Below are 19,178 nucleotides of genomic sequence, written 5' to 3' on the forward strand. Positions count from 1 at the left end.
ATGTTGTGGTTTTAGGCCGGGAATGCCTCTGTTGTCGAGAGAACGGGCTCTTGATGAGGCAGGTATAATCTTTTTTCGCCAGCCCCATCCATGGCCTTCCCGGCGGTGCCGACAGGCGCGGCCCGCTCAAGTCCTTCTCCTCCTGATGTCCATTTAATGACGATCGACTGGTTTTCCCCCGCGCAGTGCGTCGGTTATGCGGCCTTCGTGCTCGGTGTCAGCTCTTTTTCACAGAAGAACGACCGCCGCTTCAAGCTCTTCATGGCGGCCGAATGCCTCGCCTACATCATCCATTTCTATTTGCTCGGCAAGCCCACGGCGGTCGCCAGCTCGACCATGTCGCTGCTGCGCTCGGTGCTGTCGCTCTACACCCGCTCGAAGTGGGTCGCGTTCGCCGTCATCGCGGTCAACCTCGGGCTCGGCATCGCGCTGGCGACACGACCGAGCGACTGGCTGCCGCTGGGCGCGTCCTGCATCGGCACGCTCGCCCTGTTCCTGATGGAGGGGGTGCGGATGCGCGTGGCGATGCTCTGCGGGACCGGGCTGTGGATTGCGAATAATGTGATCACCGGTTCGATCGGCGGGACGGCACTGGAACTGGTGATCGCTGCAGTGAACATCGTGACGATTCGCCGCATGGTGCGCGAAGCGAGGGCGGTCCAGGCTCTAAACCCGAAAGAAATCGCTTAATATATTAAATATTTCCTGGGAGATGTTATGGCGGAGCGTATTCAATACATGGAGAATGCCGAAAAGGTGTTCGTTTTCGATCAGGTTTATCCTTTAAGCGCCGCCGCCGAGCAGGCGAACCAGAAAAAACTGAACGCTTTTGGATTGATTGCCAAGCTCAATCCATTCAAGCGGCCCAAGGATGAGACCGTACTCCTGTCGAAACACGTGTTGCGTTACGAGCCGTTCTGGCAGGTCCTGACAACCCGTTCCGTCGATTATTCGCGCGAGCTGGTGTACCCGGTGGAGATCGGCAATGCCTATGCAAAGAAGATCATCATTAACGGCGAGGAATATTCGATCGCGGAGCAGGGAAGCAAGCGGACGATCAGCCTGCCGGCAGTCGAGTACTCGCATCGAAAAATCAAATATGAAGATCATCTCGATGGCCTGTCGCGGGACCTGAAAAAAGGGGCGCTGGCGAACTACATCAGCAAATACAAGGTGCAGGAGCAGACGGTGCTCGAGTTGCCCGAAGCGATCGTTCCGCAATTGCGTTTGCCGATGCTGCTGCAGAAAATACGCCAGACGCTGGCGGCGGAGGTGATCAATGCGCACGAGTTCCAGGACGACCTCATCACGGTTGAGAAAGTGCACCTGTATTACCGCCCTGTATTCGCATTCGAATACGCCTGGACCACCGAAGACAAGGTGGGCGTCATCGAAGTCGACGGCTTGACGGGCGAAGTGATCGAGAATGGCCAGTGGTTCAAGGAAAAGCTTCAGGCGATTACCACGCGTGACATGCTGTTTGAAATGGGATCGGAACTGGCGGGCGCGCTGGTTCCCGGTGGCGGGGCCGCTGTCAAGGTCATCAGGATTATTTCGGAGTAATCAAGGCCGCGTTAGCTCCTGGGGGAAACGGATTTCGATGCAGCTGCCCGCTGCCTGCTCCCGCAGGACGAGGCTGGCGCCGAGGTGGGCGCAGATGCGCTGGACCAGCCCAAGTCCGAGCCCGGTTCCGGACGAGCCGCGCGCCCCAGTCGGCATCGGCTCGTTGCACAGGCGCGCGCGGGCGGCCGGCGGCAGTCCCGGGCCGGTATCCTCGACGATGACGCCATTGGCTTCCAGCCGGACCTCGACATGGCCCTGCTGCGTGTACTGGCAGGCGTTGCGCACCAGGTTGCCGATCGCCGCCAGCACCAGCTCGCGCACCCCATGCACAACGAAGTCGTCACCGCCGGCATAGCGCAACTCCACGGGCCGGTGCGCCACCAGCGCCTGGTAGCGGGCCACCTCGGCGCTGGCCAGCGCCGCCGCCGGCATCGCGCTCCACTCCAGCCGCTCCGGCGAGCGCGCCAGGCGCAGCAGCATCGAGGTGACATCGCCGGCGTCGCGTGCGGCGCGGTGGATCCGTTCGGCCGGCGCGTGCAGCGCTGGATCGTGCTTCGTCTGCTCCAGCAGCAGCTCGGCCGCACCGGTGATCACCGTCAACGGGGTGCGCAATTCGTGGCTGACGTCGCCGGTGAAAAAGCGTTCGCGGTCGAGGAATTGGCGCAGCTCGGCCGTGTGGCCGGTGATGGTGCGCGCCAGCAGGCCGAGCTCGTCCTGGCGGTCCTGCAGCGGCAACTGCGGGGCGCGTTTTTCCACGGCGTCGGCCAGTTCCACGATAGGGTCGACGATGCGGTTGCCGAGGAAGCGCCCCAGGACCACGGCAAAGCCCATGAATCCCATGAAGGCGACGGCGAACATCGAATACACGACCAGTTCGATCTGCTCGTAGGCGCTGGCGTGGTCGACGACCGCCCAGTCGCCCCTGCCGTCGCGCCCGCGCAGCACGTGCAGGTCGACGCCGTCGACCGTCACCTCGTGCACGCCCTCGGCGAGTGCGTGCAGCGGCTGCGGAATGCCGGCCCCGTGGTGGTAGCTCAGTCCCGCCGGCATCTCGACCGGCAGGCCGCCGGCGCTGCGCGGGCCGGCCCAGGCAGCCACTTCTTCCAGGCGTTCGTCGACCAGTTGAATCTCGATCCCCTCGACGGCGACGGCCGCGATGATGGCGAAGAACACCGAGGACACGGCGGCAAAGGTCAGGTAGGCGCGGGTGATGCGCCGCCGCAGCGAATCGGTTTTAATCATTTGCCGGGACCAGCTTGTAGCCGATCTTGGCGATCGTCTGCAGCATCGGCTGCGGGAACGGCTTGTCGAGCGCCTGGCGCAGGGCGTGGATATGCACCCGCAAGGCGTCGGTATCGGGCGGGTTGTCTCCCCACAGTTCGTGCTCGATGCGGTCGCGCGGCACCACTTTCGGGGTTTCCCGCATCAGCAGCTTGAGGATCGTGTAGCCGGTTTTGGTCAGCGCCAGCGGCATGCCGGCCCGCGTCGCCTGGAAGGTTTCGGTATTGAAGACCAGGTCGCCCACCGCCAGCACCGCGCTGGCGGCGCCGGCGCCGCGCGCCCGGCGCACCAGTGCCTTCAGGCGCACTTCGAGCTCGACCAGCGAGAACGGCTTGACGAGGTAATCGTCGGCGCCGCTGTCGAAGCCGGCGACCTTGTCCTCGAGCGTATCGCGCGCGGTCAGCATCAGGACCGGCGTGTTCTTGCGCAGTTCGCCGCGCAGCTTCTGGCACATCTCGAGGCCGTTCAGGCCCGGCAGCATCACGTCCAGGACGATCGCGTCGTAGTCGTGTTCGCTGGCCAGCGCCAGGCCGCCATAGCCATTCGGCGCCGAATCGAGCACATAGCCCTTCGGTTCGAGGAAGCCATACAGATTGGCGACGATGTCGGCGTTGTCTTCGATGATGAGGATGCGCATCGGGTCATTATAAAGTGCGGTGTTTACTTCGGCAGCCGGTAGCGCTGCTCGCGGTAGAGCAGCGAGGGCAGCATCACATGGGCCAGTGCACGGTCGACGCTGGCCTTCTCGGGCGGCGCGCTACCGAGGACCAGCTGCCCGCTGGCAGCATCGTAGCGGCCGGGCAGGGGCCGTTGCCCGGGACGCAGGATGGTGGCGGAACTGCCCTCCAGCCAGGCGAAATAGTTATCGAACTGCAGCATGGCCCGGCCAGGCGTGGTGCTGTCGCGGGCCAGGTCGCGGCCGATCATCGGGTGCGCGCTGGAGACGCCCAGCAGCGACAGTAGCGTCGGACCGAGGTCGATCTGGCTGGTCAGCGTCCGGATGCGGCGCGGCTGGATATCGGCGCCGAGGATCAGGCCGGGGATATGGAATTTCTTGATGGGCACCAAGCTGTCGCCGTAGACCCGATTGTCGTGGTCGGCCACGATGAGGAAGACGGTATCGCGCCAGTAGTCCTGCTGTTTCGCTGCGCGGATGAATTTGCCCAGCGCGTAGTCCGCATACTTGACGGCGTTGTTGACGCGCCCCTTGACCGGGTCGTGCAGCGCGATTTTACCGTCCGGGAATTCGAAGGGTTCGTGGTTCGAGGAGGTGAAGATCAGGCTGAAGAAGGGCTTGCCCTGCGCGTGCAGGTGCTTCAGGCGTTCCAGGGAGGTATCGAACAGGTCTTCGTCGGAGGCGCCCCAGCTGCCCTCGAAGCGCGGGTGCATGCTGCGCCGATCGACGACATTCTGGAAGCCGTTGCCGGTGAAGAAGGAGCGCATGTTGTCGAAGTGCGCTTCCCCGCCGTACACGAACTCGGTCTGGTAGCCCTGTTTGCCGAGGCCGAGGGCCAGCGTATAGAAATTCTGCTGCGCGAGCGACAGCTTGACCACGCTGCGGGCCGGCGTCGGCGCGTAGCCGGCGACCACGGCCTCGATGCCGCGCACGGAACGGGTGCCGGTCGCGTACAGCTGCTCGAACCACCAGCCCTCGTGCTTGAGCTTTTCCAGTTCCGGCGTGACCGGCAATCCTCCCAGCGATTGCACGAAGGTCGCGCCCAGGCTTTCCTCGAGCACGATGACCAGGTTCAGGGGCTTGTCGCGGGCGACTGCCGCCTGCTGGTAGTGCAGGGTAGGAATCTCACTCGACGGATAGCGGTAATCCCGCAGCCATGGCGCGGAAGTGACGGCGGCGAGGATGCTTGCTCGGGGCATGCGGCCGTAGATTTCCGACGAGCTGGCCTCCTTGCGCAGCGAATGGATGGCATCGAGCACCGACCAGGCGGAATTGATGACCAGCGAATTGACCAGCGCATCGCCGCTCAGCGCGAACATGGCCGGGTTGGCCGGGCGGTGCGCGGTGGTGGAGCGGATCTGCATCGCCACCACCAGCATCAGGAGCGGCCAGGTGAGCAGCAGCTTTTTGGCCGGCCACATCGTCGTCTGGCTCGACGCGCGCCTGAGCACGGCGTGCAATGCCAGGGCCAGCAGCAGGGTGCCAGCCAACGTCAGGAGCAGGGCCACCCGGTAGCCCTGCCACAAGGTGCCGAATACCTCGGCCGGATAGGCCAGGTATTCGACGAAGAGGCGGTTCGGGCGCACGTCGTATTGCTGGATGAACTGGGGCGAGGCCAGTTCCATGAAGCCGATGAACACCAGCGCACACGTGGACCACCATGCGGTCATCCCGGTCCACAGGCGCGCGCTGCGCCTGTAGGCAAGGCAGGGCGCGAGCGCCAGCGGGATCACGAGAAAATAGCCGAGCAGAATCAGGTCAGCGCGGATACCCTGGATAAACAGTTCACCGATGATGCCGGCAGCGTCCACCCGCTGGCGCTGCCAGCACACGAGCGCAAGGCGCGACACGGACAACATCGCCAGCCCCGCCGCCAGCAGGCAGAACAGGTTGAGATAGGGGCCGAGCTGGCGCGACCAGTGCCATCGGCGCCACCGGCGCGCCGGCTGCTGAACGGGAAAGGACTCGTCTGTTACTGGGCAGGCAGTTGCGTGATTCATGTGCTCGATGTGCGTGGATTCGTGGCGCGGCCAGGTGGCGCGTGCCGAATCGGCGCAGATTAGCGAATCACGTGTCTCGGGACTGTTAAGGTGACGTTAAATTCTCGTTAAATGCGTTCTCGTTCTATATGGACGCCTCGATCAGTTCGATGCGGTTGCCGAACGGGTCCTCGATACCGGCGCGGCGGCGGCCGGCCACCTGCGCTTCCTCGCGCACGACCACCTGGCGCTCACGCAGCAGCGCGCAATAGGCGTCGAAATCCTCGACGATGAAGGCGGGATGCGCCTTTTTTGCCGGCACGAAGTTAGCCTGGCCGCCGATGTGCAATTGCGTGGCGCCGGTGACGAACCACACGCCGCCCGAGGCGTTCAGCGGGGCCGGCTTGGGGATTTCCGGCAGGCCGAGTACGCCGCCGTAGAAGGCACGCGCCGCGTCGTCGGCGCCAGGGGGGACGGCGACCTGAACATGGTCGATACCGGCGATATGGGGCATGAAAAATTCTCCGCAGTGGTTGGCGCAGTCAATGAGCGAATCGCGATTCTCATGCACATTATCGCATTGACCCGTTCCCTTGAGCACTAGCCGCCAGCCGTGATTGCTGCCGAGCCAGCGTGTTACCCTCGGCGTTCCTCCACCACATTCCGGAACGCAATGAGATCCTTCCTTCCCGTCCTCGCCGCCTGCCTGCTTGCCGGCTGCGCCGCAACCACGGCCCCGGTCGACACGCGCGACCAGTTCATGAGCACGCTGCAGGGCATGTGCGCCCAGCGCTTCGAAGGCGCGCAGGCGTATGCGGTCGATCCGAAAAACGATTTCGCCGGCAAGAAAATATCGACCCAGGTGGTCTGTACCGCGGCGGGCGTGCGCATGCCGGTGCTGGTCGGCGAGGATCGGTCGCGCACCTGGATCTTTACCCGTGGCCCGGCCGGGCTGGAACTGCGGCACGATCACCGCCACCCGGACGGCACGCCCGATGCGGTGACCATGTATGGCGGCATGGCAAAGGAGGGCGGGACGGCACGCTCCCAGTCCTTCCTTGCCGACGCCCATACTGCCCGCCTCGTCCCCGGCGCGGAGACCAACGTCTGGACCGTCAGCCTCAGTGAGGATGGAAATGTGTTGCGCTATCGCCTGGACAGGCATGCAAGGCCACGCGCGGAATTCGTCCTGAAGCGAGCGCCGGGCTAAGCGGAACCAATGCTCGTGCTGGAGGTCTCAATTTTGATTGGCTTTTTGTAAGCAGGCCGTACAAAGGAGCTGGAGAGCATGAACCCGGATGTCCGCAGCGACACCATTCCGGCAGAGCTGGAGCAATCCTGTGCCCGGGAGCCGATTCACCTGCTGGGCACTGTGCAGTCCTATGGTTTCCTGATGGTCGTCGACCTGGCGAGCCGGTGCATTATCCAGGTCTCCGCCGGGATCATGCCGCATTGGCCCGGCCTGGAAGGCGCCGAGGCGCTGCTCTCCCGGCCGCTGTCCGATTGGGTCGCTCCCGTCGAGGGGGCTGACTCAGTTGCTGAACCACTCGATATTGCATCGCTGCCGGAATCGCACCTCGTCGCCTTGCGCTGGCGGCCCCGGTTCGAGCAGACCGCGCATGCCGCCGGGCCCGGGCAGGTGGAGTCCATGGCCTCGCAGTGGGAATGTCTCGGCCACCGGCGCGGGGAGCTAGCGCTGCTGGAATGGCTGCCCGTGAACGGCTGCGACGATGAAGTGCAGCGGCAAAACCAGGTATTTGCCGATTTCGGGGAGGTAATCGCGCGTTTGCGGCGCGCCGCGGGACTCGATTCCTTTTTCGACGAGTGTGTCAAGGTGATCCAGGAAGTCTGCGCGTTCGACCGTACGATGATCTACCGTTTCCTGCCCGATGGGTGCGGCGAGGTCGTGGCCGAGCACACCGGCCCAGGGTACGACCCAAAATACGTGGGATTGCGCTTTCCCGCTTCCGACGTTCCCGCCCAGGCGCGCACGCTCTACCTCACCAACAAGCTGCGCGTGCTGGCCGATGTGGAGGCGTCGATGGATGCGCTGGTGCCTCCCACACTGCCGGGTGGGGAACCGCTCGACCAAAGCCATTGCATATTGCGCGGCCTGTCGCCGGTGCACCTGTCCTATCTCCGGAATATGGGCGTGCGTGCCACGATGACCTTGTCGATCGTGTGCGAAGGAAAGCTGTGGGGGCTGATCGCCTGCCATCACCATCAACCCAGGACGCCCCCGTACCAGATCCGCGAAGGCATGCGCCAGGTATGCGAACTGCTGGCGGAAATCGCCAACATGCGCATCGAGGCGCTGTCCCATCTGGAAACCGTCCACCAGCGCATCACGCTCGACCGCTTGCTGAACCAGTTTCATCAGGCCCTGATCCAGGACGGCGATATTCCGTCGGTACTGGACGTGTGGCTGCCCAGGCTGTTGTCGGCATTTAACGCGAGCAACCTGGGTGTGCAGATCGGCACCCTCGCCTATGTCGGGGGAACGGGGGCACGGCATGGCTCCACGCATCAGATACTCGACGAGGTCGGCTCGCGGCTGGACATCCAGAGCCGCAGCCCGAGCGTGCACATGGTCGACGATCTGCTGACGTCCGAACAGCGCTCGCTCCGGTTCCTGCCGGAAGCGGCCGGCCTGTTGCTGGCGCAACGCTATGCCGACGACATCATTTTTTGTTTCCTGACCCGGCAGGAAGTGGTGCGCGAAGTGCGCTGGGGCGGGCAACCTGCAAAGGAGCTTGTTGCGCTTCCCGATGGCCAGGTGCGCCTCGAGCCACGACGATCCTTTGCTGTCTGGCAGCAGTCGGTGCGCGGCCATTCGGATCGCTGGCATCAGATGGACGCTGATGCGCTGCAAAACCTGCTGCGGATCCTGAGCGAGGTCGACAAGCTGCAAAGCAACCGGAAAATGCAGGAAACCCTGCATTGGCGCGCCCACCATGACCATCTCACCGGGCTGTATAACCGCCGGGCCATGGAGGACGAGGTATCGAGGCGCCTGGAGGACGGCCAGTACAATACCGCCCTGATGCTGCTCGACCTGGATCATTTCAAGAAAATCAACGACACCTATGGCCACGAAACCGGTGACCAGGTGCTGCAGCAACTGAGCCTGAGGCTGAAAGCGGTAATGCGCGAATTCGACCTCCTGGCACGGCTAGGCGGAGACGAGTTCATGCTGCTGTTGCAGATCCCGCATCCGAGTCCCGCCATCGCGCTGACGTTTGCCGAGCGCCTGCATCAAGCCGTTGCCACCCCGTTCGCCATTAACGGGCAGCAGCTTCGCCTGGGGATTTCCGTCGGCATTGCGATCCCGCCGGGCCATGGCCGTACCGTGAGTGAATTGCTGCGCCACGCGGACCTGGCGCTGTACCAGGCGAAATCCCTGGGCCGCAGCCGCAGCGTGGTGTTCGAGATGGCGATGGCGGAAAACCAGCTGGACTACTACCTGCTCGAACGTGACCTGAACGAGGCGGTGGACCGGAACCAGCTGTCCCTGGTTTTTCAACCGAAGGTCGATCTGATTACCCGCAAGGTGGTCGGCCTCGAAGCGCTGGTACGGTGGAATCACCCGACCCGCGGCCAGAACACGCCTGGCGCATTCATCCCGATCGCCGAGAACAGCGACCAGATCATCCACATCGATCGATGGGTGATCCGCAATACCATCGCAGAACAGGCCCGGCGGCACGCCAGCGGCCTGACGATGCTGCCGATCGCCATCAATCTCTCGATCGCGGATATCCTGTCGCCGAACCTGGTGACGTATTTCACCGAGTTATTAAAGGAGTACAAGGTTCCCGCCGCTGCCCTGGAAATCGAGGTAACGGAATCGTGCTTCATGCGCCAGCTGAGCCAGACCCAGGGTGTGTTGCGCGCGTTGAACGAAAAGGGTATTTCCACCACCCTCGATGATTTTGGCACCGGCTTTTCCTCGCTCAGCTACCTGCGCCAGTTGCCGCTGCAGTGTCTCAAGATCGATCAATCGTTTACCGCAAGTATGCTCGAGGATGCAAACGCGGAGAAGCTGACCCAGGCCATCGTCGCCATGGGCAATGCCCTGAAGATGACCATCGTGGCCGAAGGCGTCGAAACCCGGGAGCAGATGCATTGGCTGCTCGCCCACGGGTGCCACATCGGCCAGGGGTATTACTTCAGCCCGCCGGTGCCGTCCGAAGACGTGATGCAGGTGATCGAGCGGATTGAAATACGCTTGGCCGCCTGAAGAAGCCCCGATAAAACAAAACGCCACCCGAAGGTGGCGTTTGCTCGATTGTCTATCGGACCAGGGCATCCTGGCCGATATAGATCGCCCTGAAGTCGTTCACATTGGTCAGCGTCGGCCCGCACACCACCGAATCGCCCAGCGCCCCGAAAAAGCCATGGCCGTCGTTGTCGGCCAGGCTCGCGCGGGCGCGCAGGCCCTGGGCATAGGCGCGCTCCAGGCTGTCCGGGGCCAGCAGCGCGCCGGCGATCTCTTCCTGCCCGTCGACACCATCGGTGTCGCAGGCGATCGCATGCACGCCTGCCAGGCCATCGAGCGCCACGCCGAGGGACAGCAGGAACTCGACATTGCGTCCGCCGCGCCCGCAGCCGCGCACCGTTACCGTGGTCTCGCCGCCGGAGAGCAGGATGCAGGGCGGCGTGAACGGCTGGCCGCGCGTGGCCGCCTGCCGTGCAATTCCGGCCATGACGATGCCGACGTCGCGCGCTTCGCCTTCGATGCTGTCGCCCAGGATATGCGCCGGCACCCCGGCCGCGCGCGCCACGGCCGCTGCCGCTTCGAGCGCCATCTGCGGTGCGGTGATGAGGTGGATTTCATGGCCTGCCAGGCGGGGGTCGCCCGGCTTGACCGACTCGCCACGGCCGCTTTCCAGCACCTCGCGCACATGCGGCGGCACCTCGATGCGGTGGCGCTGCAGCACCGCCAGCGCGTCGGCGCAGGTAGTGGCGTCGGCGCAGGTCGGGCCGCTGGCGATATCGACCGGGTCGTCGCCCGGCACGTCCGAGATCAGGAGGGTGACCACGCGCGCCGGGTGGCAGGCCGCTGCCAGCCGGCCGCCCTTGATGCTTGATAAGTGGCGCCGCACGCAGTTCATCTCGCCGATGGTGGCGCCGCTGGCCAGCAGCGCGGTGTTCAGGCGCTGCTTGTCGGCCAGGTCCAGCCCTGGTGCCGGAAGCGGCAGCAAGGACGAGCCGCCGCCCGAGATCAGGCAGATCACCAGGTCATCGGCACTCAGGCCGCCCACCATCTCCAGCATGCGGCGGGCGGCCTCCATGCCCGTGGCATCGGGCACCGGGTGCGCCGCTTCGACGATCTCGATGCGTTCGCACGGCACCGCATAGCCGTAGCGCGTGACGACCAGTCCGCTCAATTCGCCCGACCAATGCTGCTCGAGCACGCGCGCCATCTCGGCCGACGCCTTGCCGGCGCCGATGACCAGCGTGCGCCCGCGCGGCGGCGCGGGCAGGTGCGGCGGCAGGCAGATCGACGGCTGGGCGGCGGCGACGGCAGCGTCGAACATGGCGCGCAGCAGCGCGCGTGGCGCAGTGGAAGAGGAGGGGGCCGGGGGCGTCATTGTGGCACCGTGCCGCCGATATCGAAATTGGCCATGATCTCGAGCGCGCGCACCAGGGCCGAGTGGTCCCAGGCCTTGCCGCCGTTTGCCGCGCAGGTCGAAAAGAGCTGCTGCGTGGTGGCCGTGTTGGGCAAGGACAGGCCCATCTCGCGCGCGCTCGACAGCGCCAGGTTCAGGTCCTTCTGGTGCAGCTCGATGCGGAAGCCCGGATCGAAGGTGCGCTTGACCATCCGCTCGCCGTGCACTTCCAGCACGCGCGAGGCGGCGAAGCCTCCCATCAGTGCCTGGCGCACCTTGCCGGCGTCGGCCCCCATGCGCGAGGCGAACAGCAGCGCTTCGCCGACCGCTTCGATGTTCAGCGCGACGATGATCTGGTTGGCGACCTTGGTGGTCTGGCCGTCGCCGTTGCCGCCGACCAGGGTGATGTTCTTGCCCATCAGGTCGAACAGCGGCTTGACCCGGTCGAACGCCTCCTGGGTGCCGCCGACCATGATGGTCAGGCTGGCCGCGCGGGCGCCGACTTCGCCGCCCGAGACGGGCGCGTCGAGGTAGTCGCAATCGAGCGCATTGATGCGCGCGGCGAATTTTTTCGTCTCGATCGGCGAAATCGAGCTCATGTCGACCACGATCTTGCCTGGCGAAAGGCCCTCGGCCACGCCGCCCGCGTCGAACAGGACGGCGGCCACGTGCGGCGTGTCCGGCACCATGACGATGACGATGTCCGCCTGCTCGGCCACTTCGCGGCCCGAGGCGCAGGCCTGCGCGCCCTTGTCCGCGAGTTCGGCCGGCAGCGGCTTCACGTCATGCAGGAACAGCTCGTGGCCGGCTTGCAGCAGGTGTCCCGCCATGGGGGTGCCCATGATGCCCAGGCCAATGAATCCGATTTTGCTCATGTTATTTCCTTTGGTAATGGTGTCGGGATGCGCTTATAAATAAGGTTTCAGCCAAGGTTCCTGAATTTGGCGGCCAGTTGCTCGGCGCCGCGCGCGAGGATGCCGGCATCGCTGCCGACGGCAACGAAATTCGCCCCGGCCGCGATCCAGTGCCGCGCAAGGCGTTCGTCGCCGGCGAGGATGCCGGCCGGCTTGCCGCAGGCGCGGATGCGGGCGATGGCGTCGTCGATGGCGGCGACCACGTCCGGATGGCCGACCTGGCCGATATGGCCCATCGACGCGGCCAGGTCGCCCGGGCCGATGAAGAGGCCGTCCACGCCATCGACCGCGGCGATGGCTTCGATGTTCGCCAGTGCCTCCGGGGTTTCGACCTGCACCAGCACGCACAGTTGTTCTTCGCACGCGGTTGGATAGTCCTTGATCCTGCCGAAGTCCGAGGCGCGTGCCGCTGCCGCATAGCCGCGCACGCCCAGCGGGGGATAGCGGGTGGCCGCCACCGCCTGGCGGGCTTCCTCGGCATTCTGGACATACGGAATCAGCAGCGTTTGCACGCCGATGTCGAGGTAGCGCTTGATGTTGACGGTATCGTTCCAGACCGGGCGCACGATCGGATGGGTGGTGCCGCGCGCGATCGCCTGCAGCTGGGAATGCACCATCGGCAGTTCGTTCGGCGAGTGTTCCGTGTCCAGCAGCAGCCAGTCGAAGCCGGCATTGGCCAGCAGTTCGACCGTGACGTGGCTGGACAGGCCGGACCACAGGCCCAGTTGCATCTCGCCGTTGCGCAACGCGCTTTTGAAATGGTTGCTTGGCACCTGCATGTCTTCCTCCTGATGTGGCCTCTGGGGGCCGATGGTTGGATGTAACAGCTTACGATTGCGTGTTTAGTGGTATGACATCGTACAACTAGGTGCGTATTCCTTAGGAGTAGCTCGGCGTCATGCGCTACGCATGCCCCGTGTATGCCTGATTCTTGCAGCTTGGCGATAAATATACTAGACCTAAAACATAGCACAATTTTTGATGTCATCATACAACTTCTATTATTTTTACACCTCGTCGATCAAATAGGAGCCGAAGCTGTACCGAGGGCACAGGGTCTGGGCAGAGATGTCATGGAGGGCGAATGCTGGACTCGCAGGGCGGTAGAAAGCTCCTGCGTTCGGTTGTCGCCTATCTCTGCGCTTACTGGAGTCCTCTTAGGCGCTAAAAAGCTAAATACGCGCTCAAGAATTCATTGCATTCAGGAATTGTGATGTGTAAATTGCAGTATTGATCGCAGCGTTACCGGGCTGTCATCTGGTTTAAATTTTAACGTCTTGATATAGGTCTCCAAATGGCGGAAAACCTCACAGCGGAACAGATATTTTTCCCTATTCGCCAAGCCGATAGTGCTTCACAGGCGGATGCTCGCAACCTGCTGGCCCGTGCCGTCTACGGGTCCTTGCGTGGACATGTGCAGGAACGACTGAACGATGCAACCCGCTCCACTCCGCACGCAAGTAATCAGCGCCATGCCGCAGTCCTGGTGGATGGCGCTCGCGGTTCAGGTAAGAGCTCGGTTCTGTTGAACCTGAAAACATATCTTGAAAGCGAAGATAAACAGCTGCTCGGCCGGGTGCATGTATTGAAGCCGATCGATCCGACGCTATTGGAAGACCATGATGATCTTTTCCTCAATATCGTCGTTGCGGCAGTCCTTTCGGACCAGGATGTTAAGGGCGCATTGGCGCACGAGTCGGTTGGCCGCACCAATGTGTACAAGCGCCTGCACCTGCTGGGGCATGCACTTGAAAACATGCAAACACAGCGCGACAAGAAGGGGCTGGACAAGATCCGTGCCTTTATCGGCAACCAGGAACTCGTCAACGAGGTCCATCAGTTCTTCGACGCTGTGCTCAAGCTGCTCGGTAAGCAGCTGCTTGTTCTTCCTGTCGACGATGTCGACACGTCCCTGCACCGCGCCTTCGAGAACCTCGAAGTGGTACGCCGCTACCTGACCTCGCCACTTGTCCTTCCTGTGATCAGCGGGGATGCGGGGCTGTACCATGACGTTACGTGGCGCGACATTCACCGCCGCCTGTTAAAGGACAGTCGATCCGAGGCGCTGCAGGCGAAAGAACGTGCCAAAGAACTGGCGACTGAATATCACCGCAAAGTGCTCCCACTGCAATATCGCCTGAGCATGCCGAATATGGACCAGTACTTTGGCGACGATTCGATCGTGCTGGGTGAAATGGGAAGCGGCAGTCTCACTTTCCCCCACTTTCATGCGTGGCTGGAAGGGCTGCTCAACGACCGCGTCAACGGCGTTGAAAACAGCCATCTGCCGGTACCCGTCCATACGTTGCGCGCTTTTGCACAGTTAGCTTATCGGGTACGCGGCTTGATTCCGGCGTTGGACAAGGCAATTTCGGATCATAGGTTAAGCAAGGAGATGCTGCGTCACCACATGTTGATGCCGCAGATTTCTTTCGCAGCAATTCGGGCATTTAAGCACACCTATGAGAGTACGGAAGTTACCGGCGACACCAGCGAACGGCGGAGCTCCCGCGACACGGCGTATTCGGAATTTCTTGATCGTACCAGCGCAGTTCCACGTAACTACAGCTCTCCCCTAGACGGCATCTCGATCGCTCAATGGATTTCCACGTTGGGGGAACATTTTAGGTCCGACGCCAAAGCCGGCGCAGCGTATCTGGTGCTGAAAGCTTACGGCGATTGGGCGAGCCTGAAGAATCGACAGGGCAATAAATGGATCAGCGTATTTGATACTTCACTGTTCCAACCTGCGCTGCAGACAAGTCAGCACCCCCATTTTGAAGCCGTTCACGACTTAGCCGACTGGGCGGAGAGACTATCGGCCCGGGTTCCGGAAGGTTGGCTCAAGAAGCTGTCGAGCGCCACGATCCTGCCTTACCCCGTGCCCGAAATAGGGCCCCTAGTGTCAGTAAATGCAACACGGACATATTTAGCGGCAAACGTCGAGTCCGACTTGCGACTGCTGACCGAATTGCTCTTGCACCGGAACTTCTATCAGCGCAACAAGACAGGGATGTTACTGTGCGTTGGGCGCATGTTCGAACTCGTCATTACCAGCCTGATGAGGGATATGACGGCATCCGACATTGCTATGGTTCTCTCGCGGCCTCCCTTCTTTTCGGTTGGCGCGCTGGCGCAGACGAAGACGCTGGGAGGGGATGCGATTGAACAGGTCGATGTACCCGACATCGAAGCCGACCCCATGGACCTGACCGATGAAATGGCCAAACTGGCGGGCGACATCAATCAATGGCGGGCGCAACTGAAGTTGCGGGACCTGCACCTGTCCCCTTGGCTGGTGTACAACGTCATGAACAAGTTCTTCAATCAGGCGTGGATATTCAACGCTCCGAGCAGGACCGTGTCAGCGCCTGATTCGTTTGCCGCCATCGCGTGGGTGGGCCGTAAGGCATTCAACAGTATCTGGGCCGCGTTCGGCAGCTTCGAAAAAGGCGAACGCTACGGATTTCCGCCAATTATTGCTACCGTCAACGTCGGCGACGGCGCCGACTTCCAGAGGAGTGACCTCTATCGCCAGAACATTACCCCGTTTGTGGGCGAGAAATCGGGAGTCACGGAGTTCGGCCGCCGGGTAGGTGCGATCACGGCCTTGCTCGAATCCCATCCTTTGAAGCTACTTACCGATAGATTACCAGTGCCGTCGGCGCAAGCGCTCTCTGATGAAAAAAAGGAAACGAACACTGCGGTAGAGGGGAGGATAGAGAGGCAGAATCCGAGCGATTGGCTGTTCGAGTACACCGGTAAGAAGCAGTACGACGCAGCTGCACGCAGGATATTGAATTTGCCTATTGGAAAAGCCAGGGAACTCTTGAAGGCCTACGAAGAAAAATATCAGAATCCCAAGCTGCGGGACGCGATCAACCGCGTAGGGCAGGTAAAAAAGGGAACGTAAGGCATGCTTAAACGGTCATTGACTGAACTGACGACCGGTGCGGTATTTGCGAGCGAACATCTGAACAGAAGCCTGCATGCCTATCTGCGCACCGCCGTGTCACCATCTGACGATAAAGAGCTTTCGATCAAATGCCGAATAGCATTGGTAAGCGACCTTGATCGCAGCCATCCGCGCCGGTTCCGCTTGAACGACCTGGACAGGGCCGTTCGCATATGGTGGCCCGATGATCTGTTCGTCGACGGCAAATGGCCACTGTTTGACGAACTTATTCACCAGCTCATGGTGCGAAACGGCGACTTTCTGCAGTACCGGGACGATAAAGTGCAAGCCTACGCAAGGCTGGCCGCAGAGGTAGAGCCGACCCTCCTCGTGGGCTGGCATTTCGCCGGCTGGATACTCGATAGCCAAGCGTCGCCGCATGATGTTGCGCGCGTCGTAGACAGCCAGCTTCCGTTCTATGCGCCGCCTCCCCGCCCGAACAAACACTACGCGGAAGGCCATGTGCATCTTGGGGGAATTCACTTCGATGCGCTAGCCTTACTGGGCAATTTAGCGGACGAACTATCGCATCAATTCCAAAGCGAGTTCAGGCCTCTGCGCGAACTCACGACAACCCTGCTGACTGCAGATTTGCAGGCGCCCCCGGCCGGCACTCTGGATCCGGAAAGCTTCCGCTCCCGCTGTATTCGTGCATTATCCGACAACGAGCTGCAAGCAAAGATGGATGACATCGACTGGAGCCTCCTGCTGGATCGGCATCGGCTAGAGGCGGAGGTAGGTGGCCCATGGTTGAAGGCACAGATCGCCCGTGCCATGCTGGCCGGCGATCAAAGCAGGGCCTGGCGCTGGCTAGTCGTATTCCTCTGGTACAGCTATCGCCATGCCGATTGCAACGAGTATGTGCGCGTTGCGGTGTTTTACCTGTTTGGCAAGCTGATGCAGCTTCGTCACCAGCTGATTATGGACGGCCAAGGATTGACGCGCTTTACGCAACTCTACTATAACAATCAGTTGCGGAAGACGGTCGATGTGGATGCCAGCACGATGGATGTGGTTGCCCGCATGTTCGCTGGCAAACAGGATCTGGCTGAGATCAAGATTTCGCCCGACTTATTCTCTGCGGGCCTAACGGCGACACTAGCAAAGGCGGTTGCCCGCCATAGCGGTGTAGCGTCCCCGGAGTTCGGCATGGCGCCATCTCCGGTGACAGTAAAGTCGTATATCGAGCAACTCGAACGCTGGCATTTCTGTGTTCACTTTCTGCGGCGCGAGAAATACGTGAGATCTCGTGCAGCGCTCTGGGAGGATGCAAACAAATTTGCGGAGGCGCTCGCCCGCGAATCAGGGTGGAATCTGGACGAATTCGCCGGTGGTCACATCAATCCGGATTACCGTTTTAATCCGGGTCGCTGGTTGCGTGGCCTCGACATTGCCGGCGACGAGAACCTGGTACGCAGCGAGGTGTTCGCGCCGGTGTTGCGCTGGTTGCGGCACGGGCTGCTGCCGCGGCCTCCCGATGAGCATGGCTCGGCCGGCTTCCATTTGAGCATCCACGCGGGAGAAGACTATGCTCACCCGCTTTCCGGGCTGCGTCACGTCGATGAAACGGTACGCTTTTGCGAGCTGCGCAGCGGGGACAGGATCGGCCATGGCCTGGCGCTCGGCATCGAACCAATCACATGGGTCGAACACCACGGCGACATGATCCTGTCCGTGGATGAGCATCTCGACAATCTGGTATGGGCTTGGCACCAAGCTTGCACCCTGAGCGCCCGCTTGCCCCTCGCCGCACAGATCGTTCCTCGCCTGGAACGGAGAATTTCACGGTTCCTGCGCGAATCCAGCTGGTACGACGGGCAATTTTCCCGTTCGACCCCACAACAATTGTACGAAGCCTGGGATTTGCGCAGGAATTGCCATTATCAGTTTTCAAGTAACCCAGTCAGGATGTACGACCCTCAGCTGGAAGCGGCCGTCCCGGATTATGACCGGCTGATGGCAGGACGGGATGGCACGAAGGGAAGTGCTGAACGCATTTACCTGCACTGCCAGGAAAAAGCCCATCAAGAAAAGTCCATCAAGAATGTGCTTGTCCGGCAACCGAGCGGCGATGTGGACGCCATGGATGGGCTACCAAAAAAAACGGGCGACGTTCTGCTGCACGACTTCGAAACGGCGGAGGATCTCGAGTTCATGTGTGCCCTGCAAGATTTTCTCCTTAACCGATATGACGCCATGGGGCTCATCATCGAGGCCAATCCAACGTCCAACGTGTATATCGCCCGCCTCGAGAACCACAGCCAGCATCCGATCTTCCGCTGGTATCCGCCGAACGAGACTTGTCTCGTACAAGGCATGCAGTGGAACCGTTTTGGCCTGAGGCGGGGACCGATCAAGGTGCTGATCAATACCGACGACCCCGGCATCATGCCGACCACGCTGCGCACCGAGTATGCCCTGCTGGGTGAAGCCGCAATCGACCTGGGCTATTCACGTACCTGCGTTGAAAGCTGGCTCGAGCGTCTGCGCGAATTCGGGCTAGACGAATTCAATCGCAATCATTTGCCTATTTTTGAGAAGAAAACCCATTTTGAATGATCCAGCCAGCGAATTCCATGACAAATTATTGTGTGCGGAGGCCCGCTACAGCCTGGCCAGTTTCTGTACCCGGCGCCTCGCTGCGCTTGGCGCTATCTATGCGTCCGTTTTCGGTGCTTTATTGTTGCTGAAAGCGAGTTGGGGTGGTGCCGAAGAGAAAACCGGCAAGGCAGTTGATGCATCCTCTACGCTGGATATGGGGACGTTTGCACCACTCATGGATTTCGATGTTCAGATTGTCATTGCCCTCGTCTTGCTTCTTTCGCTCGTGGGATGGCGCTGGGACGGGCTTTTGGAACGGGTCGGCGGAACACTGCTGGTCGCAGTATTCGTACTCCCTGCCATGTGGTTCACAGGGGAAATGGAAGCGGTGATCGTCATGCGCTTCATCCACGCTGTGTTCTTGCTGGCGTGCGGATTGATAGCCGATCGGACATTTGGATATACCCGAGCCTTTGCGCGAAGCAGGTTTTATCTCGAGCGTCTTGCGGCCATCTCCCGTAAGCCGGCCGGAAATAGCAAGAAGGAAGAAGAAGAAAAACTGATTGAGGCTTACGCCGTCGATGTATATCGGGACCATGTTGGTGACACGTTTTTCACGCTTGATGCCATTAAAGCGAAAATAGTCGGAAGCTGATA

At 61.6% G+C, this 19,178-nt stretch carries 14 protein-coding genes; 7 read left to right on the plus strand and 7 right to left on the minus strand.

From position 1 onward, the window contains the following. Window positions 1-156: 156 nt before the first annotated feature. Both ACFPN5_RS07810 and ACFPN5_RS07815 read left to right on the plus strand, forming a co-directional pair. Window positions 157-690 (plus strand): YgjV family protein, encoded by a 534-nt coding sequence (locus ACFPN5_RS07810; RefSeq protein ID WP_379781823.1) that lies wholly within the window; start codon window positions 157-159, stop codon window positions 688-690. 48 nt (window positions 691-738) lie between these two features. Further along, complete coding sequence (locus tag ACFPN5_RS07815) at window positions 739-1,563, plus strand: hypothetical protein (RefSeq protein WP_379781826.1); 825 nt, start codon at window positions 739-741, stop codon at window positions 1,561-1,563. Here the strand turns inward: ACFPN5_RS07815 and ACFPN5_RS07820 are convergent, their stop codons facing one another. The 4 genes from ACFPN5_RS07820 to ACFPN5_RS07835 all read right to left on the minus strand — a co-directional run bounded on the left by ACFPN5_RS07820 (window position 1,564) and on the right by ACFPN5_RS07835 (window position 6,013). Next, the gene (locus tag ACFPN5_RS07820) at window positions 1,564-2,805 is read right to left on the minus strand and encodes a sensor histidine kinase (protein WP_379781828.1); all 1,242 of its coding nucleotides are present in this window, start codon (window positions 2,803-2,805) and stop codon (window positions 1,564-1,566) included. Then, window positions 2,798-3,481, minus strand: coding sequence for a response regulator transcription factor (locus ACFPN5_RS07825; protein ID WP_379781830.1), 684 nt, complete (start codon window positions 3,479-3,481; stop codon window positions 2,798-2,800). Before ACFPN5_RS07825 ends, ACFPN5_RS07820 begins: the two co-directional genes overlap by 8 nt. A 23-nt stretch (window positions 3,482-3,504) precedes the next feature. Further along, window positions 3,505-5,520, minus strand: coding sequence for an LTA synthase family protein (locus ACFPN5_RS07830; protein ID WP_379781832.1), 2,016 nt, complete (start codon window positions 5,518-5,520; stop codon window positions 3,505-3,507). Window positions 5,521-5,644: 124 nt separating this feature from the next. Next, window positions 5,645-6,013 carry a VOC family protein gene (locus ACFPN5_RS07835; protein WP_379781834.1) on the minus strand — a complete coding sequence of 123 codons (369 nt, stop codon included), beginning with the start codon at window positions 6,011-6,013 and terminating at the stop codon, window positions 5,645-5,647. Between the two features lie 159 nt (window positions 6,014-6,172). On the opposite strand from ACFPN5_RS07835, the gene ACFPN5_RS07840 reads away from it, so the two are divergent. Both ACFPN5_RS07840 and ACFPN5_RS07845 read left to right on the plus strand, forming a co-directional pair. Further along, window positions 6,173-6,709 carry a hypothetical protein gene (locus ACFPN5_RS07840; protein WP_379781836.1) on the plus strand — a complete coding sequence of 179 codons (537 nt, stop codon included), beginning with the start codon at window positions 6,173-6,175 and terminating at the stop codon, window positions 6,707-6,709. 78 nt (window positions 6,710-6,787) lie between these two features. Beyond that, complete coding sequence (locus tag ACFPN5_RS07845) at window positions 6,788-9,739, plus strand: bifunctional diguanylate cyclase/phosphodiesterase (protein WP_379781838.1); 2,952 nt, start codon at window positions 6,788-6,790, stop codon at window positions 9,737-9,739. A 52-nt stretch (window positions 9,740-9,791) separates the two neighbouring features. Here ACFPN5_RS07845 and ACFPN5_RS07850 read toward each other — a convergent pair whose 3' ends face one another. Genes ACFPN5_RS07850 through ACFPN5_RS07860 form a run of 3 tightly spaced genes read right to left on the minus strand, consistent with a single transcriptional unit; the run spans window position 9,792 to window position 12,804 of the window. After that, entirely contained in the window at window positions 9,792-11,093 is a 1,302-nt protein-coding gene (locus ACFPN5_RS07850; protein WP_379781841.1) for a glycerate kinase type-2 family protein, read from the minus strand. Then, a complete protein-coding gene (glxR, locus tag ACFPN5_RS07855; RefSeq protein ID WP_379781844.1) occupies window positions 11,090-11,986 on the minus strand; it encodes a 2-hydroxy-3-oxopropionate reductase in 897 nt (298 codons plus the stop codon). The genes ACFPN5_RS07850 and glxR overlap by 4 nt, the downstream gene beginning before the upstream one ends. Window positions 11,987-12,033: 47 nt before the next feature. Then, window positions 12,034-12,804 carry an HpcH/HpaI aldolase family protein gene (locus tag ACFPN5_RS07860; RefSeq protein WP_379781847.1) on the minus strand — a complete coding sequence of 257 codons (771 nt, stop codon included), beginning with the start codon at window positions 12,802-12,804 and terminating at the stop codon, window positions 12,034-12,036. A 515-nt stretch (window positions 12,805-13,319) separates the two neighbouring features. On the opposite strand from ACFPN5_RS07860, the gene rdrA reads away from it, so the two are divergent. The 3 genes from rdrA to ACFPN5_RS07875 are packed head-to-tail and all read left to right on the plus strand — an operon-like array spanning window position 13,320 to window position 19,176. After that, complete coding sequence (gene rdrA, locus ACFPN5_RS07865) at window positions 13,320-15,938, plus strand: antiviral RADAR system adenosine triphosphatase RdrA (RefSeq protein WP_379781849.1); 2,619 nt, start codon at window positions 13,320-13,322, stop codon at window positions 15,936-15,938. Between the two features lie 18 nt (window positions 15,939-15,956). Further along, window positions 15,957-18,539: an antiviral RADAR system adenosine deaminase RdrB gene (rdrB, locus tag ACFPN5_RS07870; protein ID WP_379781851.1), complete on the plus strand. Its 2,583-nt coding sequence runs from the start codon at window positions 15,957-15,959 to the stop codon at window positions 18,537-18,539. Then, window positions 18,532-19,176: a hypothetical protein gene (locus ACFPN5_RS07875; RefSeq protein ID WP_379781853.1), complete on the plus strand. Its 645-nt coding sequence runs from the start codon at window positions 18,532-18,534 to the stop codon at window positions 19,174-19,176. The genes rdrB and ACFPN5_RS07875 overlap by 8 nt, the downstream gene beginning before the upstream one ends. Window positions 19,177-19,178 lie beyond the last annotated feature (2 nt).

This window comes from Massilia niabensis (assembly GCF_042655085.1).
GTDB lineage: Bacteria > Pseudomonadota > Gammaproteobacteria > Burkholderiales > Burkholderiaceae_D > Telluria > Telluria niabensis.

Bases quoted from the DNA above. Each gene is read 5' to 3' on its own strand.
- ACFPN5_RS07810 (WP_379781823.1), top strand. From the start codon at position 157: ATGACGATCGACTGGTTTTCCCCCGCGCAGTGCGTCGGTTATGCGGCC.
- ACFPN5_RS07815 (WP_379781826.1), top strand. From the start codon at position 739: ATGGAGAATGCCGAAAAGGTGTTCGTTTTCGATCAGGTTTATCCTTTA.
- ACFPN5_RS07820 (WP_379781828.1), bottom strand. From the start codon at position 2,805: ATGATTAAAACCGATTCGCTGCGGCGGCGCATCACCCGCGCCTACCTG.
- ACFPN5_RS07825 (WP_379781830.1), bottom strand. From the start codon at position 3,481: ATGCGCATCCTCATCATCGAAGACAACGCCGACATCGTCGCCAATCTG.
- ACFPN5_RS07830 (WP_379781832.1), bottom strand. From the start codon at position 5,520: ATGAATCACGCAACTGCCTGCCCAGTAACAGACGAGTCCTTTCCCGTT.
- ACFPN5_RS07835 (WP_379781834.1), bottom strand. From the start codon at position 6,013: ATGCCCCATATCGCCGGTATCGACCATGTTCAGGTCGCCGTCCCCCCT.
- ACFPN5_RS07840 (WP_379781836.1), top strand. From the start codon at position 6,173: ATGAGATCCTTCCTTCCCGTCCTCGCCGCCTGCCTGCTTGCCGGCTGC.
- ACFPN5_RS07845 (WP_379781838.1), top strand. From the start codon at position 6,788: ATGAACCCGGATGTCCGCAGCGACACCATTCCGGCAGAGCTGGAGCAA.
- ACFPN5_RS07850 (WP_379781841.1), bottom strand. From the start codon at position 11,093: ATGACGCCCCCGGCCCCCTCCTCTTCCACTGCGCCACGCGCGCTGCTG.
- glxR (WP_379781844.1), bottom strand. From the start codon at position 11,986: ATGAGCAAAATCGGATTCATTGGCCTGGGCATCATGGGCACCCCCATG.
- ACFPN5_RS07860 (WP_379781847.1), bottom strand. From the start codon at position 12,804: ATGCAGGTGCCAAGCAACCATTTCAAAAGCGCGTTGCGCAACGGCGAG.
- rdrA (WP_379781849.1), top strand. From the start codon at position 13,320: ATGGCGGAAAACCTCACAGCGGAACAGATATTTTTCCCTATTCGCCAA.